Source organism: Photorhabdus akhurstii, assembly GCF_018448925.1.
In the GTDB taxonomy this organism is placed as follows: Bacteria; Pseudomonadota; Gammaproteobacteria; order Enterobacterales; family Enterobacteriaceae; genus Photorhabdus; species Photorhabdus akhurstii.
Map to the genome: position 1 here is coordinate 518662 of NZ_RCWE01000001.1, position 17428 is coordinate 536089.

General features: G+C 33.6%; 18 protein-coding genes. 1 reads left to right on the top strand and 17 read right to left on the bottom strand.

The features are described from left to right. Positions 1 to 215: 215 nt before the first annotated feature. The 15 genes from EAE93_RS02320 to EAE93_RS02390 form a co-directional block, all read right to left on the bottom strand. Positions 216 to 911 (bottom strand): helix-turn-helix transcriptional regulator, encoded by a 696-nt coding sequence (locus EAE93_RS02320; RefSeq protein WP_036807630.1) that lies wholly within the window; start codon positions 909 to 911, stop codon positions 216 to 218. Between the two features lie 145 nt (positions 912 to 1056). Then, positions 1057 to 1728, bottom strand: coding sequence for a helix-turn-helix transcriptional regulator (locus tag EAE93_RS02325; RefSeq protein ID WP_040152566.1), 672 nt, complete (start codon positions 1726 to 1728; stop codon positions 1057 to 1059). A 29-nt stretch (positions 1729 to 1757) separates the two neighbouring features. Further along, on the bottom strand, positions 1758 to 2438 hold the full coding sequence (locus tag EAE93_RS02330) for a helix-turn-helix transcriptional regulator (RefSeq protein ID WP_214038990.1): 681 nt from the start codon (positions 2436 to 2438) through the stop codon (positions 1758 to 1760). Positions 2439 to 2466: 28 nt separating this feature from the next. Further along, entirely contained in the window at positions 2467 to 3150 is a 684-nt protein-coding gene (locus EAE93_RS02335) for a helix-turn-helix transcriptional regulator (RefSeq protein WP_214038991.1), read from the bottom strand. A 30-nt stretch (positions 3151 to 3180) separates the two neighbouring features. Further along, complete coding sequence (locus tag EAE93_RS02340) at positions 3181 to 3861, bottom strand: helix-turn-helix transcriptional regulator (RefSeq protein ID WP_214038992.1); 681 nt, start codon at positions 3859 to 3861, stop codon at positions 3181 to 3183. 28 nt (positions 3862 to 3889) lie between these two features. Then, positions 3890 to 4570 carry a helix-turn-helix transcriptional regulator gene (locus EAE93_RS02345; protein ID WP_105395705.1) on the bottom strand — a complete coding sequence of 227 codons (681 nt, stop codon included), beginning with the start codon at positions 4568 to 4570 and terminating at the stop codon, positions 3890 to 3892. 28 nt (positions 4571 to 4598) lie between these two features. After that, positions 4599 to 5279, bottom strand: coding sequence for a helix-turn-helix transcriptional regulator (locus EAE93_RS02350; RefSeq protein WP_214038993.1), 681 nt, complete (start codon positions 5277 to 5279; stop codon positions 4599 to 4601). A 28-nt stretch (positions 5280 to 5307) separates the two neighbouring features. Beyond that, positions 5308 to 5988: a helix-turn-helix transcriptional regulator gene (locus EAE93_RS02355; protein ID WP_105397800.1), complete on the bottom strand. Its 681-nt coding sequence runs from the start codon at positions 5986 to 5988 to the stop codon at positions 5308 to 5310. Positions 5989 to 6016: 28 nt separating this feature from the next. Further along, a complete protein-coding gene (locus tag EAE93_RS02360) occupies positions 6017 to 6697 on the bottom strand; it encodes a helix-turn-helix transcriptional regulator (RefSeq protein ID WP_214038994.1) in 681 nt (226 codons plus the stop codon). Between the two features lie 30 nt (positions 6698 to 6727). After that, positions 6728 to 7408, bottom strand: a complete 681-nt coding sequence (locus tag EAE93_RS02365; RefSeq protein ID WP_040152578.1) for a helix-turn-helix transcriptional regulator — start codon at positions 7406 to 7408, stop codon at positions 6728 to 6730. Between the two features lie 30 nt (positions 7409 to 7438). Then, positions 7439 to 8119, bottom strand: coding sequence for a PAS and helix-turn-helix domain-containing protein (locus tag EAE93_RS02370; protein ID WP_040152581.1), 681 nt, complete (start codon positions 8117 to 8119; stop codon positions 7439 to 7441). A 30-nt stretch (positions 8120 to 8149) separates the two neighbouring features. Then, positions 8150 to 8830 carry a helix-turn-helix transcriptional regulator gene (locus EAE93_RS02375; RefSeq protein ID WP_036807650.1) on the bottom strand — a complete coding sequence of 227 codons (681 nt, stop codon included), beginning with the start codon at positions 8828 to 8830 and terminating at the stop codon, positions 8150 to 8152. A gap of 297 nt (positions 8831 to 9127) precedes the next feature. After that, positions 9128 to 9805, bottom strand: coding sequence for a PAS and helix-turn-helix domain-containing protein (locus EAE93_RS02380; protein WP_214038995.1), 678 nt, complete (start codon positions 9803 to 9805; stop codon positions 9128 to 9130). A 299-nt stretch (positions 9806 to 10104) separates the two neighbouring features. Further along, a complete protein-coding gene (locus EAE93_RS02385) occupies positions 10105 to 10785 on the bottom strand; it encodes a helix-turn-helix transcriptional regulator (protein WP_110086961.1) in 681 nt (226 codons plus the stop codon). 45 nt (positions 10786 to 10830) lie between these two features. Next, a complete protein-coding gene (locus EAE93_RS02390; RefSeq protein ID WP_105397807.1) occupies positions 10831 to 11523 on the bottom strand; it encodes a PAS domain-containing protein in 693 nt (230 codons plus the stop codon). Between the two features lie 931 nt (positions 11524 to 12454). On the opposite strand from EAE93_RS02390, the gene EAE93_RS25260 reads away from it, so the two are divergent. Continuing rightward, on the top strand, positions 12455 to 12622 hold the full coding sequence (locus EAE93_RS25260) for a hypothetical protein (RefSeq protein WP_321192590.1): 168 nt from the start codon (positions 12455 to 12457) through the stop codon (positions 12620 to 12622). Positions 12623 to 14028: 1406 nt separating this feature from the next. Here the strand turns inward: EAE93_RS25260 and EAE93_RS02400 are convergent. Together EAE93_RS02400 and EAE93_RS02405 are read right to left on the bottom strand one after the other, a co-directional pair. Continuing rightward, on the bottom strand, positions 14029 to 14697 hold the full coding sequence (locus tag EAE93_RS02400) for a LuxR C-terminal-related transcriptional regulator (protein WP_040152596.1): 669 nt from the start codon (positions 14695 to 14697) through the stop codon (positions 14029 to 14031). Positions 14698 to 15533: 836 nt separating this feature from the next. After that, entirely contained in the window at positions 15534 to 16208 is a 675-nt protein-coding gene (locus EAE93_RS02405) for a LuxR C-terminal-related transcriptional regulator (protein ID WP_040152597.1), read from the bottom strand. Between the last annotated feature and the right edge of the window lie 1220 nt (positions 16209 to 17428).

The following is a 17428-nucleotide window of genomic DNA, read 5'->3' on the forward strand; positions in this document are numbered from 1 at the left end:
AGATTGTTCTGGATGCAGCAACATCCGCCGCAATCGGCGGTATATATCGTCTGTCATCCAAAATATGTGCAATATTTTCTGAGTATGGGGAAATCGATATCAAGGCTTATAAACCTTGAATTAATGTAAAAGTCGGCGATATCATTAATTGCATTCCTAATTATCAATAAAATTAATCAATGAGGTGAGTAACAGTTAATAGTAAAATAAATCACTTATAATATAAAATGGCCTATAGATAGAAAATACCTTGGTGGCATATAGAGATCATAGCCATTCTCTTTGCAAAGTGCTCGTAACTCTGTCAGTGAATTGACCGATAATTTTTCATAGATACTTTCAAAATGTTTTTCCACCGAATGGCATGAAACATTCATTTCAATGGCCGTATCATTATTATTCATACCGCAGCAAAATAGAAAAATAACCACCCACTCTTTCTCGTTTAGTAAATCATTAGGTGGTCTGGGACAGGCAGATATTGGGGTATGATTCTTAATATAATGGGACACTGTGAAGTGTTCTATTTCTCTGGCATGGGAAATAATGCCCATACATTGATTATCTTCCCCCATTAATGGGTACTTCTCGCAAAAATAGGATTTAGGCGGTCGACCATTACCTTGAGGATAAGTGCCGACAGAGCATACTCGTTGCATACATTCTAAGACTCTGCGATCGTGTTCTTTAAAATAATGGGCGAAACCATTAACTGGTGTTGGTAATTCATAATCGGTATACCCGATAACATTAAAGTTTTCCGGTAACTTATTGGCTTTAATAAACTTAGTATTTGCGTACATAAAACGCGATTCCTTATCTTTTACAAACCAAAGATCAGGGCTTTTGTCCCATATATGTGTAAATTGAGGCGTAATCAAAGGGACTTCTTTTAATCCTGATTTATTCATAAATATCCTTTAAGATAATTATTGCTTTTTTAAACTATTGGATGGAAATTTTCCGTTGAAAAAAGCCTATTTCCATAGGGCCGTATATTTTATCAATAAATAATTAACAAAGGTAGTGTGTAGAAACTGGGAAATAATACGTAATCTAAGACAATAAAAACCTTTCTGGGATGTAATGGTTAAAGTTGTTGGTACGGCAATATTCTTCCAACTGCTGACTAGAGTGAATCCCGATTTTACGATATATCCTTGCCGTATGTTCTTCAACCTCACGATAGGCGATATTCAATATTTCCCCGACCTGTTTTCTAGATTGCTTCTGTAAGAAGAGAAAGATAATATCCCACTCCCGTTGAGTAAAAAGATCCGAAGGTGGTTGAAGTAGAATGGATGAGGGTAATTTATCATAATATTGGTATAGGTAGGTCAATGAATACTCCTTGGCTTGCCACATATGGTACATAATTCCCATACAATTACCATCGTCATGATAAAGAGGCAATTTCTCACAGAAATAGGATGACAGAGTTTGCCCTTGTCCAAATACATGGGTTTCAAGTGAACAGACTCTTTCGCCTTTAGCCATGACATTTTTATCGTGGATAATAAACTCCTTGGCGAACTCAGCACCATCCCAAGGCAGCTCATGATCATAAAGCCCTTCATAATCAAACGACTCTTTAAAATTATGAATAAACTTCTTTGTAGCTGGATTACCGTAGATAAAGTTTGAAGAACTATCCTTTATTCCCCACGGTTCATTGCTTATTTCCATTGTATTAATAACTTGAAGTGATATTGCATTGTTCTTCTTCATATCAGTAACAATCCCTTCTAATCTAAAGGTTAAAGAAGCATTCTGGTTTTTGGATGGACAAAACTTTTTGGCATATAGAGATCATAATCATTGGTGCGACAATACTCTTCCAATTGGTAACTAGAGTGAACACCAATTCTTTCATATATTCGTGCAATATGGGTTTCAACAGTACGGTGGGAAATACTTAACATTCTACCGATTTGTTTACTAGTATACTTTTGTAGCATGAAGAAAATAACATCCCATTCACGTTGAGTAAAGAGATCGGTTGGTGGCTGAAATAATATAGATGCCGGCAGTTTTCCATGAAATAGCCGGATAAATGAAAAATCCTGAGCTTGCCAACCATGATATATAATGCCCATACAGCTCCCGTTTTCATGATAAAGAGGATATTTTGCAAAAAAGTATGATGACAGAATTTGTTCTTTTCCATGTACATGTGTCTCAAGTGAACATATTCTTTTTTCCTGTTTCACTACTTTTCTATCATGGGCCATGTATTCTTTTGCAGATTCGGCTCCATCCCAGGGCAATTCATGCTCATAAAGCCCCTCATAGTCAAAAGAACTTGAAATATTTTGAAGACGCTTACATGCCCGATTGACATAAATATAGCGTGTATTTTCATCCTTTATTCCCCACGGCTCATTACTTTGCTCCATTGTATTAATAACTTGAGGTGATATTACATGGTTGTTTTTCATATTGATAGAACTCCTTTTAATCTAATGGTTAAGGGAACATTCTGCTTTCTGGATGCACAAATCTTTTTGGCATATAGAGATCATAATCATTGGTACGACAATATTCTTCTAATTGATAACTAGAGTGAACACCAATCCGTTTATGTATACGCGAGATATGGGTTTCAACCGTACGATAGGAAATATTTGACATTCTACTGATTTGCTTACTGGTATACTTTTGTAGCATGAGGAAAATAATATCCCATTCCCGTTGAGTAAAGAGAGCGGTTGGTGGCTGGAACATAATATTTATTGGTAATTTTCCATGAAAGAGTCGAGTGAATGAGAAATCCTGAGCTTGCCAGCCATGATATATCGTTCCCATACAGATTCCGTCTTCATGATAAAGAGAGTATTTTTCAAAAAAATAAAAGGAAAGAATTTGTTCTTTTTCAAATGTACATGTTATAAGTGAACGTACTCTTTCTTCTTTTTCTATCACTTTTTGATCATGAGTTATGTACTCTTTGGCGAATTCGGCTCCATCCCAGGGTAATTCATGATCATAAAATCCTTCATAATCAAATGATTCTTTAAAATTATGAATAAATTTTTTTGTAACTGAATTATCGTAGATGAAATTTGAAGAACTATCCTGTATTCCCCACGGTTCGTTGCTCATTTCTATTGTGTTAATAATCTGAGGTGATACTGCATAGTTCTTATTCATATTAGTAACAATACCTTTTAATTTAAAGAATTAAGGAAACGTTCTACTTTCTGGATACACAAACCTTTCTGGTACATAGAGATCATAATCATTGGTGCGACAATACTCTTCTAATTGGTAACTAGAGTGGACTCCAATCCGTTTGTATATACGCGAAATATGGTTTTCAACCGTACGGTAGGAAATATTTAACATTCTACCAATTTGCTTACTGTCATATTTTTGTAAAAAAAGGAAAATAATATCCCATTCCCGTTGGGTAAAGAGTTCGGTTGGTGGTTGGAACATAATATTTGCTGGCAGTTTTCCACGAAATAGCCGGGTGAATGAGAAATCCTGAACCTGCCAACCATGATATATCGTTCCTATACAACTTCCGTCTTCATGATAGAGAGGGTATTTTTCAAAAAAATAAGATGACAGAATTTGTTCTTTAAAAAATTTATGAGTTACAAGTGAACATGTTCGTTCTTCTCTTTCCATTACTATTTTATCATTGGTCATGTACGCTTCAGAAAATTCGGCACCATCCCAGGGAAGGTCATAGTCATAAAGACCTTCATAGTCAAAGGAGCGTGAAATATTTTGAACACGATTACATGCCTGATTGGCATAAATAAAGCATGAGTTTTTATCTTTTATTCCCCAAGGCTCGTTACTCAGCTCCATTGTATTAATAACTTGAGGTGATATTACATGGTTGTTTTTCATATTAGTAGAACTCCTTTTAATATAATGATTAAGGGAACATTCTGGTTTCTGGATGCACAAATCTTTTTGGTACATAGAGATCATAATCATTCGTGCGACAGTATTCTTCCAATTGATAACTGGAATGAACTCCAATTCTTTGGTATATGCGTGAGATATGATTTTCAACCGTACGATAGGAAAGATTTAACATTCTACCGATTTGCTTGTTGTTGTATTTTTGTAAAAAAAGGAAAATAACATCCCATTCCCGTTGGGTAAAGAGATCGGTCGGTGGCTGGAACATAATAGATGCTGGCAGTTTTCCTCGGAATAGCCGGGTAAATGAAAAATCCTGTGCTTGCCAGCCATGATATATCGTTCCTATACAGCTTCCATCTTCATGGTAAAAAGGGTACTTTTCAAAAAAATAAGATGACAGAATTTGTTCTTTTCCATGTACTTGTGTTATAAGTGAGCGCACCTTTTCTTCTTTTTCCATCACCATTCTGTCGTGGGTCATGTATTCTTTAGCAAATTCGGCTCCATCCCAGGGAAGGTCATAATCATAAAGTCCCTCATAGTCAAAAGAGCTTGGAATATTTTGAACATGTTTACATGCTTGATTGGAATAAATAAAGCATGAATTCTTATCTTTTATTCCCCACGGCTCATTACTTTGCTCCATTGTATTAATAACTTGAGGTGAGATGACATAGTTCTTTTTCATATTAGTAGAACTCCTTTTAGTCTAATGGTTAAGGGAACATTCTGGTTTCTGGATGCACAAATCTTTTTGGTACATAGAGATCATAATCATTTGTGCGACAATATTCTTCCAATTGACGACTAGAGTGAACACCAATACGTTTATATATGCGTGAGATATGGGTTTCAACCGTACGATAGGAAAGATTTAACATTCTACCGATTTGCTTACTGGTATATTTTTGTAACAGGAGGAAAATAACATCCCATTCCCGTTGAGTAAAAAGATCGGTCGGTGGCTGGAACATAATATTGGCTGGCAATTTTCCATGAAATAGCCGAGTGAATGAGAAATCCTGAGCTTGCCAACCATGATATATCGTTCCTATACAGCTTCCATCTTCATGATAAAAAGGGTATTTTTCAAAAAAATAAGATGACAGAATTTGTTCTTTGAAAAATTTATGTGTTACAAGCGAACATGTTCGTTCTTCTCTTTCCATTACTATTTTATCATTGGTCATGTATGCTTCAGAAAATTCGGCGCCATCCCAAGGAAGATCATAGTCATAAAGACCCTCATAGTCAAAGGAGCGTGAAATATTTTGAACACGATTACATGCCTGATTGGCATAAATAAAGCATGAATTTTTATCTTTTATTCCCCACGGCTCATTACTTTGCTTCATCGTATTAATAACCTGAGGTGATATTACATAGTTCTTTTTCATATTAGTAGAACTCCTTTTAATCTAATGGTTAAGGAAACATTCTGCTTTCCCGATGCACAAATCTTTCTGGTACATAGAGGTCATAATCATTTGTACGACAGTATTCTTCCAATTGATAACTGGAATGAACACCAATTCTTTGGTATATGCGTGAGATATGATTTTCAACCGTACGATAGGAAAGATTTAACATTCTACCGATTTGCTTGCTGTTATATTTTTGTAGAAAAAGGAAAATAACATCCCACTCCCGAGGAGTAAAAAGATCTGTCGGTGGCTGGAATATAATAGATGCTGGTAGTTTCCCACGAAATAACCGGGTAAATGAGAAATCCTGAGCTTGCCAACCATGAAATATCGTTCCTATACAACTTCCATCTTCATGGTAAAGTGGATATTTTTCACAAAAATAGGATGACAAAATTTGTTCTTTTCCAAATGGATGTGTTTCAAGTGAACATATTCTTCCTTCTTTTTCTATCACTATTTTATCTTGAATAACATGTTCTTTAGCAAATTCGGCTCCATCCCAGGGAAGGTCATAATCATAAAGCCCTTCATAGTCAAAAGAGCTTGAAATATTTTGTGCGTGTTTACATGCTTGGTTGACATAAATAAAGCATGAGTTTTTATCCTTGATTCCCCACGGCTCATTACTTTGCTTCATTGTGTTAATAACCTGAGGTGAGATAATATAGTTCTTTTTCATATTAGTAGAACTCCTTTTAATTTAATGGTTAAGGAAACATTTTGGTTTCTGGATGTACAAATCTTTTTGGCACATAGAGATCATAATCATTAGTGCGACAATATTCTTCCAATTGATAACTGGAATGAACTCCAATTCTCTGATATATGCGTGAGATATGATTTTCAACAGTACGATAGGAAAGATTTAACATTCTACCGATTTGCTTACTGTTATATTTTTGTAAAAAAAGGAAAATAACATCCCATTCCCGTTGAGTAAAGAGATTAGTCGGTGGCTGAAACATAATATTTGCTGGCAATTTCCCACGAAATAATCGGGTGAATGAGAAATCTTGAACTTGCCAACCATGAAATATCGTTCCTATACAACTTCCGTCTTCATGATAGAGAGGGTATTTTTCAAAGAAGTAAGATGACAGAATTTGTTCTTTAAAAAATTTATGTGTTACAAGTGAACATATGCGTTCTTCTTTTTCCATCACTATTTTATCATTGGCCATGTATTCTTCTGCAAATTCGGCTCCATCCCAGGGAAGATCATAATCATAAAGGCCCTCATAATCAAAGGAACGTGAAATATTTTGAACGCGATAATTAGCCTGATTAGCATAAATAAAACATGAATTTTTATCTTTTATTCCCCAGGGTTCATTACTTTTCTCCATCGTATTAATAACCTGAGGGGAGATTGTATAGTTCTTCTTCATATCAGTAAAAGCTCCTTTGTAACTTAAGTGTTAAAGAAACATTCTGCTTTCTGGATGTACAAACCTTTCTGGTACATAGAGATCATAATCATTGGCGCGACAATATTCTTCTAATTGACGACTGGAGTGAACACTAATCCGTTTATATATACGTGAAATATGGGTTTCAACGGTACGATAGGAAAGATTTAACATTCTACCGATTTGCTTACTGGTATACTTCTGCAATAGGAGGAAAATAACATTCCATTCCCGTTGAGTAAAAAGATCGGTCGGTGGTTGGAACATAATATTGGCTGGCAATTTTCCATGAAATAGCCGAGTGAATGAGAAATCCTGAGCTTGCCAACCATGATATATTGTTCCCATACAGCTTCCGTCTTCATGATAAAGAGGGTATTTTTCAAAGAAATAAGATGACAGAATTTGCTCTTTTCCAAAAGTATGTGTTAAGAACAAGCATACTCTTTCTTCTTTTTCCATCACCTTTTGATCATGAGCGATGTACTCTTTGGCGAATTCGGCTCCATCCCAGGGTAATTCATGGTCATAAAGCCCTTCAAAGTCAAAAGAACATGAAATATTGAGAAGACGTTTACATGCCTGATTGACATAAATGTGGCATGAGTTTTTATCCTTTATTGCCCAAGGTGAATTACTTTGATCCATTGTGTTGGTAATCTGAGGCGATATTACATAGTTCTTCTTCATATCAGTAAAAGCTCCTTTGTAACTTAAGTGTTAAAGAAACATTCTGCTTTCTGGGTGCACAAACCTTTCTGGTACATAGAGATCATAATCATTGGTGCGACAATATTCTTCTAATTGGCGACTAGAGTGAGCACCAATGCGTTTATATATACGTGAAATATGGGTTTCAACCGTACGGTAGGAAATATTTAACATCCTACCGATTTGCTTACTGGTATATTTTTGTAACAGGAGGAAGATAACATTCCATTCCCGTTGAGTAAAAAGATCGGTCGGTGGTTGGAATAATATAGACGCCGGAAGTTTTCCATGAAATAACCGGGTGAATGAAAAGTCCTGAGCTTGCCAACCATGAAATATGGTTCCTATACAGCTTCCGTCTTCATGGTAAAGAGGATATTTTTCACAAAAATAGGATGACAGAATTTGTTCTTTCCCAAATAGATGCGTTTCGAGTGAGCATATTCTTTCTTTTTCTTCCATCACTATTTTATCTTGAGTCACGTGTTCTTTAGCAAATTCAGCACCATTCCAAGGAATTTCATCATCGAAAAGCCCTTCATAGTTAAAAGAACTTGGAACATTATGAAGAGATTTTAATGCCAAATTAACATAAATAAGGCATGAATTCTCATCTTTTATTCCCCAGGGATCATTACTTTTCTCCATTGTATTAATAACTTGAGGGGAGATTGTATAGTTCTTCTTCATATCAGTAAAAGCTCCTTTGTAACTTAAGTGTTAAAGAAACATTCTGCTTTCTGGATGCACAAACCTTTCTGGTACATAGAGATCATAATCATTGGTGCGACAATATTCTTCTAATTGGCGACTAGAGTGAGCACCAATGCGTTTATATATACGTGAAATATGGGTTTCAACCGTACGATAGGAAATATTTAACATCCTACCGATTTGCTTACTGGTATACTTTTGTAACATGAGGAAAATAACATCCCATTCCCGTTGAGTAAAAAGATCAGTCGGTGGTTGAAATAATATAGACGCCGGAAGTTTTCCATGAAATAAGCGAGTGAATGAGAAATCTTGGGCTTTCCATGCATGGAGAAAGATACCGATACATTCGTTCTCATCATTATAAATTGGATATTTTTCCGAAAAATAAGATGATAGAAATTTATCTTTCCCATATGTATGTGTTTCAAGTGAGCATATTCTTTTCTCTTGTTTCATAACATTCTTATCGTGAATAACGAATTCTTTGGCAAATTCAGCACCATTCCACGGAAGTTCACTATCATATTTCCCTTCATAATCAAATAAATCTGGGAGATTTTGGATTTGTCTAAATGCCAAATTGCCAAAAATCCAACATGAGTTTTTGTCTTTGATTGCCCAAGGCTCATTGCTTTGCTGCATGGTATTAATCACTTGAGGTGAAATAATTAATTCATTTTCCATGTTATTACTCCTATTTTTCTGGCCTTAAAATTAGATTTTCGATGTTTGATCTTATAATCAATTTAACTCACGACTATCCCAGGCTTTAAGGTAGTTCATGATCATAAAACTCTCCATAATCAAATGATTGTTTAAAGTTACGAATAAATTCCTTTGTAGCTGAATTATCGTAGATAAAATCTGAAGAACTATCCTGTATTTCCCACGGTTTGTTGAACACTTCTATTGTGTTCATAATCTGAGACGATATTACATAGTTCTTCTTCATATTAGTGATAACTCCTTCTAATCTAATAATTAAGAAAATATTCTGATTTTGGGATGTACAAACCTTTCTGGTACATAGAGATCGTAATCATTTGTGCGACAATATTCTTCTAATTGATAACAAGAGTGAACACCCACTCTTTTATATATTCGTGAGATATGTGTTTCAACGGTACGGTAGGAAAGATTTAATATTCTACCGATTTGCTTGCTGGTATATTTTTGTAACAGGAGAAAAATAACGTCCCATTCCCGTTGAGTAAAGAGATTGGTCGGTGGCTGGAACATAATATTTGCTGGTAATTTTCCACGAAATAGCCGGGTAAGTGAGAAATCCTGAGCTTGCCAACCATGATATATAATTCCCATGCAGTTACTATCATGGTAAATAGGTGACTTTTCAAAAAAGTAAGATGATAGAATTTGTTTTTTCCCATATGTATTAGTTTCAAGGGAGCATACTCTTTCTTCTTTTTCCATCACCTTTTGATCATGAGCAATGTATTCTTTGGCAAATTCGGCCCCAATCCAAGGTAATTCATGATCATAAAGCCCTTCAAAGTCAAAAGAACATGAAATATTGAGCATGCGTTTACATGCCTGATTGGCATAAATAAAGCATGAATTTTCATCTTTTATTCCCCAAGGATCATTACTTTGTTCCATTGTATTAATGATTTGAGGTGAAATAATTAATTTATTGTCCATATTTATTACTCCTCTTTTCTCTAGCCTTAAAATCAGGTTTTTGCTGTTTAATCTTATAATCACTTTAACTCACGACTGTCCCATAACTTAGGATAATTCATGATTATAGAACCATTTATGATCAAATAATTGTGTAAAAGTATGAATAAATTTTTTGTAGCAGAGTCATTGTAAATAAAGTTCGAAGAGCTATTCTGTATTCCCCACGGTTTATTGCTCATTTCTATGGTGTTAATATTTTGAGGTAATATTGCATAGCTCTTTTTCATATTAGTAAAAACTCCTTTGTAATCTAAGTGTTAAAGAAACATTCTGCTTTCTGGATGCACAAATCTTTCTGGTACATAGAGATCATAATCATTTGTGCGACAATATTCTTCCAATTGACGACTAGAGTGAACACTAATCCGTTTATATATACGTGAGATATGGGTTTCAACGGTACGGTAGGAAAGATTTAACATTCTACCGATTTGCTTACTGGTATATTTTTGTAACAGGAGAAAAATAACATCCCATTCCCGTTGCGTAAAGAGATCGGTCGGTGGTTGAAATAATATAGATGCCGGAAGTTTTCCATGAAATAGTCGGGTGAATGAGAAATCCTGAGCTTGCCAACCATGAAATATCGTTCCTATACAACTTCCGTTTTCATGGTAAAGAGGGTATTTTTCAAAAAAATAAGACGAAAGAAGTTGCTCTTTACCAAATTTATGTGTTAAAAGTAAACATATTCTTTCTTCTTTTTCCATCACTTTTTGATCATGAACGATGTATTCTTTGGCAAATTCGGCCCCACCCCAAGGAAGTTCATCATCGTAAACTCCCTCGTAGTCAAAAGAGCTTGAAATGTTTTGAACATGTTTACATGCCTGATTGGCATAAATAAAACATGAGTTTTTATCCTTTATTGCCCAAGGAGAATTACTCTGTTCCATTGTGTTAATAACTTGAGATGAAATAATTAATTTATTATCCATGTTATTACTCCTCTTTTCTCTAGCCATTGATATTTAATCTTATAATCAATTTAACTCTAAACTACCAATAGTGACGAATCTTGCTGGAATATAAAGGTCAAGTTTATTTTCTCTACAGAAATCTTTCAATTCTGCATGTAGTGGCAAATTAAATTTTTGGTAAATCGATTGAATATGATTAACCACATCTTCGGTACTTATCATTAACTCTTCACCGATTTTATCTTCATCTAATGAGCGCAGGGTCAGAAAGAGAACTTCCCATTCAGTTTGCGTCAATTTGTCATTAGGGGCGATAAATTCCAACGTTGCCGGAGGAGTTTTTTCATGGTAGTAAGCAGTAGAAAAGTTTTGGGTTTTGCACATATGAAAAATGATCCCAATACAATTGCCATCTTCATCACAAAGTGGGTATTTATTACAAAGATAGATTTGTTTAATCTTATGTTCTTCAAATGGATGCGTTTCCAGTGAACTAACGCGTTGCATTGTTTGAATAACTTTTTGATCCTGACTGTGGCATTCTTTTTCATATTCTGCAATAGGTGAAGGTAATTCACCTGTTGAAAGCCCGCTAATATCTAACTCTTCCGGCAAATTGAGTAGTTGATAAAAGGCGGAGTTGGCATAAATGAATCTTGATTGGAGATCTTTAGCTCCCCAAGGTTCATCACTGTTTTCCCACATATGAATTAATTGTGGAGTGATATTGTTAGGTCTGTTTTTTATATGTTGCATTGGTGACTCCTGAACGATTATTTCGGTTGTTATCTGACATGTTTGCTAACTAATTATACTTAGAATGCCTTGGTAATATAATAGAATATAATAACTTGCTCGTCAAAATACATATATTTATTAATTAAACCTTTTATTGTTAAACAATGAGACTTTTAACATTAATGAATATAACGTAAAGTACTATTTTGTATGGAAACATTTTAATTTGATTACTAAACAGTAAAATTAATGAATGGGATTTTTAAGTCATAATTAATTAAGTGATGTAGGTCAAAAACTTTCTGTCATTAACCGAAGTATGAAAGAGTGGTTGTTATAACGATGACCGGTAATAGAATGAAATAGAAGGTGTTATCTTTGGAGCAGAATAAAGGCGAAAAAATGGCATTTAATCGGAATAATATTCGATCAATTAAAGAATGCTTTTTAAACGGCATATATTGGTCATTTTAATCTGGTAAAATATATTGTGGAATTGTCAGAATAATCAACTATATGGAGTTTTCAGCCTAAAAACCGCGTCTGAATTTGTCTGCTGTTGACAATAGTTATTCTTAAATAAAATTAAGGTTAGGTAAATTCTATGAAATTAAATTTTTGAAGAATAATTAAATAAAAAACTTACTTAAAATGGTATAGCTCGAGATATAAAGTTGCATTTCAAGTTCCACTTAGATGTTTGTCACAATCAGATTCTTACCCTATTTCTTGCGGTTTTTATCAATGATTTTCTGCTTTGACGATACTGGTGGGGTAACGTCAGAGACAAAATATTGACTCGATTTTCATCAATTTCAGAATATTCCTATATTTATTAACAAAAATTTTTTGCATTATTAATCATAAATTAATGCTTAAGTGGTAATAATATGGTAAAAATTTAGATTAGATCCACGTTTAATGTGATTAGTAAATAAGGCGTGAATAGATGGCAATAGGGTATTATCTACTCGTTGGTGACAAAACCACCTGTGGTAAGCGTCCCGGCACGTATATTATTGCCGGTGGCATATCAGATTTCGCGTCAGTAACGGCGCCAAAGCGCGAACAGCCTCCGCGGGGTAACAAACACCTGCCCAAATCAGATAAACCGTAGGATAAAAAATTACCGTGGTATAAACGGTGTTTAGCGGTGGCAAAAATAAGGCCGAAGCCGTTGTTACCGCTGTGGCTGCAACTACCCGCAATGTGGTGAGGCATTGCTGATGCGTATCAGTGCTGGTCGCAGGATGGAGGTACCGAATTCGTTGACAGTCGGATTAATGGAACTGTTTTATTTATCAGGATTGAATGAGGGCGAAGAGGATTACTTAAATCGATATCATCTTAGTGAAATTGTCGAACGGTTCGATAAGGCACCGACTCGTGTTCATTTTTACTGGATCAGAAGATGAAAAAATCGGCAGGATGACGGCTCTGGGCTATCATGTCAGCCCAGAAAGTGGTTTGGATAAAGTTGGTAGTGATGCTCCCTATTCCTAATATGCTGCCGGTATATGTATATTTGAATGAACCACCGGTGAAATTGTTTGAAGTGGATTTAAGTTTATCTTTATAAAGCCCTTTGTAGTCAAAATAATTTGGAATATTTTGAACATGTTTACATACTTGATTAATATAAATAAAAAATTTATATCTTTCCTTTATTCACTACGGCTCATTATTTTGCTTTAACGTATTAATTATTTGAGGTGAAACAATTATTTTTCTACTTATAATATCACTCCTCTTCTTTTGGACATAAAATTTAATTGTTAAGATTTGAATTTATAATCCATTTAACTCACTAATGAAAATAGTGACAAATATTGCTGAGATATAAATTTAAATTCAGTAAGTTGATTGAATATAGTTATCCAGGTAAATTCATACAATAGAGGATGATAACTTGCTCGTCAAAAAATACATGCTTATTAATTAGATGTGTAACTGTTTTATAAAGAGGATTTAAGAATGAATAAATATAATATAGAAGACTATTTTATATAAAATTATTTATCTTGCTAAGTAAATACACTTAACGGTAATATTTTATTCTATTGTATACGAAATTATAGCTATGAATAATGACAATTAGTATTAACATGTAATAAATAAATTATTTGTCCGCAAGGAAGCTGGTAATAAAATCCATATTAGCTTGATTGTGAGCGATTTCTTTGGCGTAAGAAATGATTAACTAATGTAGATAATTATTTTTCTGTATACTCAATAATATTAAAGTTTTTAGGTAACTTATTGTCTCTAGTAGGTTCAGCATTTGTATAAATAAAATAGAATTCTTTCTCTTTTATAAACCATCATTATGAATATCTATCCTATGCATTTGTTTGCTGAATGATAATAAGGAAGGGGTAGCCCTGTTGGGTTTATATATAACCTTCAAAAATTATTGAGTATAACTATCATATTTCTAAATAAAAATATCCCAACAGAGCTGGCTATTTTCTCCATTAATAATGGATAAGAATAGCATGTAAAAAACGGGAATAAATACGTAATCTAAGACAATAAGAACTTTTCCGGTATATAGTGATTAAAATTATTGGTTCGGCAATACTCTTCTAGTTGTTGGCCAGAATGAATACCTATCTTATGGTATATCCGAGTCATATAAGATTCAACAGTGCGATAGGCTAGATTTAGTATCCGTCCAATCTGTTTTCTGGTATTTTTCTGTAAAAAGAGGAAAATGATATCCCATTCACGTTGAGTAAAAAGATCGGTTGGTGGTTGGAGCATAATTGAAGCGGGTAGTTTATCATGGTATTGATGTAAATAGGCTAATGAATAATTTTGCGCTTTCCAACCATGATATATGACTCCGATGCAATCTCCATCTTTATGGTAAAAAGGTAATTTTTCGAAAAAATAAGATGATGAAATTTGTTCTCTGCCAAATACATGGGTTTCGATTGAGCATATTCTCTGCTGTTTTTCTATTACTTTTTTGTCATGATTAATAAATTCTTCCGCAAATTTAGCACTATCCCAAGGAAGTTCATTTTCATAAAACCCCTCAAATTCAAATGAATTTGGAAAATTTTGGAGAGATTTTAATGCCATATTGCCGTAGATAAAGCATGAGTTTTTATCTTTGATTCCCCAAGGATCATTGCTTGAGGTCAGTGTGTTAATAATTTGAGATGATATAGTTATGTGATTACTCATCTTATTATTCCTTTTTACCTGATTTGTGTTTAATTTGTGATATGTTTGAATCATACTGTCAGTTTAATACTTTATTACCCGCAATGACAGACTTTTCCAGAAAATAATTATCATGGATATTTTCATTACGAGAATAGTTTAATTGTATATGTCATTGTAGATGTTATTTGGGGTGAATCTTCTTAATATAATTAACGGCATTTTCTACAATAGATGGGGGTAATCTATCAGTTGAAAATCTCAAAATATCGTTATTTTTAGAAAAATGTCGATATTGGTAGAGAATCGGGAGGGGGGGATAATCACTTTTCCCGGGAGATTATTACTTTCTTGTACAGGTAAATTAGTTCAACAACGGTATTGTTTTGATTGTATTTTTTAGTTGGTATAATACCATTTAAATAGCGTTTCATAATTCTGCTACACATAGCCTTATCCAACCCGTTGTTATACATGGAATTATGAGTGGTATAAGGTGTAGCGCTATTTTAGAATCTTATTTAACTATTCAAGTGATTATTTAAATGATTTACTTATGGTGTTTAAAATAACAGTATTTTATTATAGAGAGAAAAGGCCGATTATTTCTGTTAATGAAATTTATTTTCATTTAATAGGTAATCTTTAAATGTGATGGAATATAACAGAAAATGATTATTTATCTTAGAAATAAAATAAGCGTTAAGTGTTTGTGTAACTAATGTTTTTATATATGAAAATGCTGCCAGTATAATTTGAGATAATATCATTATCCATTGATGATGGGATTACATCATACTGGCAGAGATAAACTATGTAATCATGTTTTTTATGACTAAAAATAGGAAATAGTGTTATTAAGATAGTAAAAACCTTTCCGGTACATAGCGTTTAAAATTATTGATGAGACAATATTCTTCCAGTTGCTGACTGGAGTTGACACCTATCTTGTAATATATATTGGTCATATGGGATTCAACTGTACGATAAGCAATATTTAATATTTTTCCAATCTGTTTCCTGGTGTATTTTTGCAAAAAGAAGAAAATAATATCCCATTCACGTTGGGTAAAAGTATCTGTTGGTGGTTGGAATATAATAGATGTGGGTAGATCATTATAATATTGATATAGATTAATTAATGAAAAATCTTTGGCTTTCCATCCATGAAAAAAGATACCTATGCACTCTTTTGCATCGTTATACAGTGGTAATTTCTCTTGGAAGTAAGACGATAAGATTTTTTCTTTTCCATATGTATAGGTTTCGAGTGAACAAACTCTTTCTCCTTTTGTCATTACAATTTTATCATGATCAATAAATTCTTTTGCAAACTCCGATCCACTCCAGGGAAGTTCGTCATCAAAAAATCCTTCATAATTAAATGACATTGGAATGTTTTGAACAGATTTTAAGGCCAGGTTACCATAAATAAAGCGTGAATTTTTATCTTTGATTCCCCACGGTTCATTGCTTGCTTCCATTGTGTTTATTATTTGTGGTGAAACATATGTTCCATTAATTTCTTTCATGATTAATGCCTGTATAGCTGATGATAGGTTTATAATACTTTGCGACCCTAAGTGATCAATATTGATAAGGTGTAGAAGAGGGTGGTTATTTCTCTTGCGGTAGCTTCCGAATGAGTGAGTTTTTAGTAAGATGACTTGGCATCGTTTCAAAGTATGTTTTATCTTGGTGGAGGTATTGTTATTCATATTCTAATATTATCAAATATAATTTATGTTTTTAAATGACTCTATTTTTATTCTTAATTTAACTTAAGGTTAAAGTGATACTGCTCAGTTTACTTTTTATATTTCGCATAGTAAATCCTTGCTGATTACTTAAGAGATTATCTAAATAATTTGAGTAATAATTTCACTTAAAATAGATTTATTCTATGGCATAGAGAAACAATTTGTTTTTAAAGAAAAAATATACTAATAATTAAATTATTTATTCTTTAACCGAAAAATTTTAAATAAATGAAAATATATTTTTAAATATTATTTTTTAGAGAAATTATTTAATCATGATATTTTTTCTGAATGGTCAATGATAGTCGGTAATACTTATTTTTTCGATAACAGTTATTGGTGAACGGTTATCAATGTTTTATAGGGATTTTCCCTGGCAGGAAAATATCTCATGTCATCATATATAACGATGGATTTGATATTGAAAAGTCAGGCTGATATGAAGGATATATTATTACAGAGGAGCATCTGTATAAGGTAAAATTCAGATCTTACAGCCGTTATTACCTTGTATCACCGGATGGGAAGAAATCGATTCCGCTGAGTGATGAATGGAATAAGATGGAAGATTTCTTGAAACGTAGTCGCTAGCTAAGAAAATTGCGTCAATGGTAACTTAAAAACTTGCGCATTCCCGAACCTAATTTTTAACCCTTTTTTAGCAGTCAATCGTAACTTATTGATTCTGAATTAAATGTTATCTCTTTTGTAAAAAAGGGTCTTTTGGGCTTTTTATAAATATATTCTTTGATAGTCAGTGGGTTGGAGTTAATATGTAACAGTGAACTGCCGTACAGGCAGCTTAGAAAGGAAGGTAAAACAATTTAGCTTAAGTCTATCAGTGAACTGCCGCACAGGTAGCTTAAAAAACCAACATTCTCACTTGCCAATCCATTTTCAGAACTGGCGGCTCAAGTGTGTCGATGAGAACAATGAATGTGTGTTTTATGAAGATAGGGATTCCTGTGACATTCCAGAATGCTTCGTTTAGA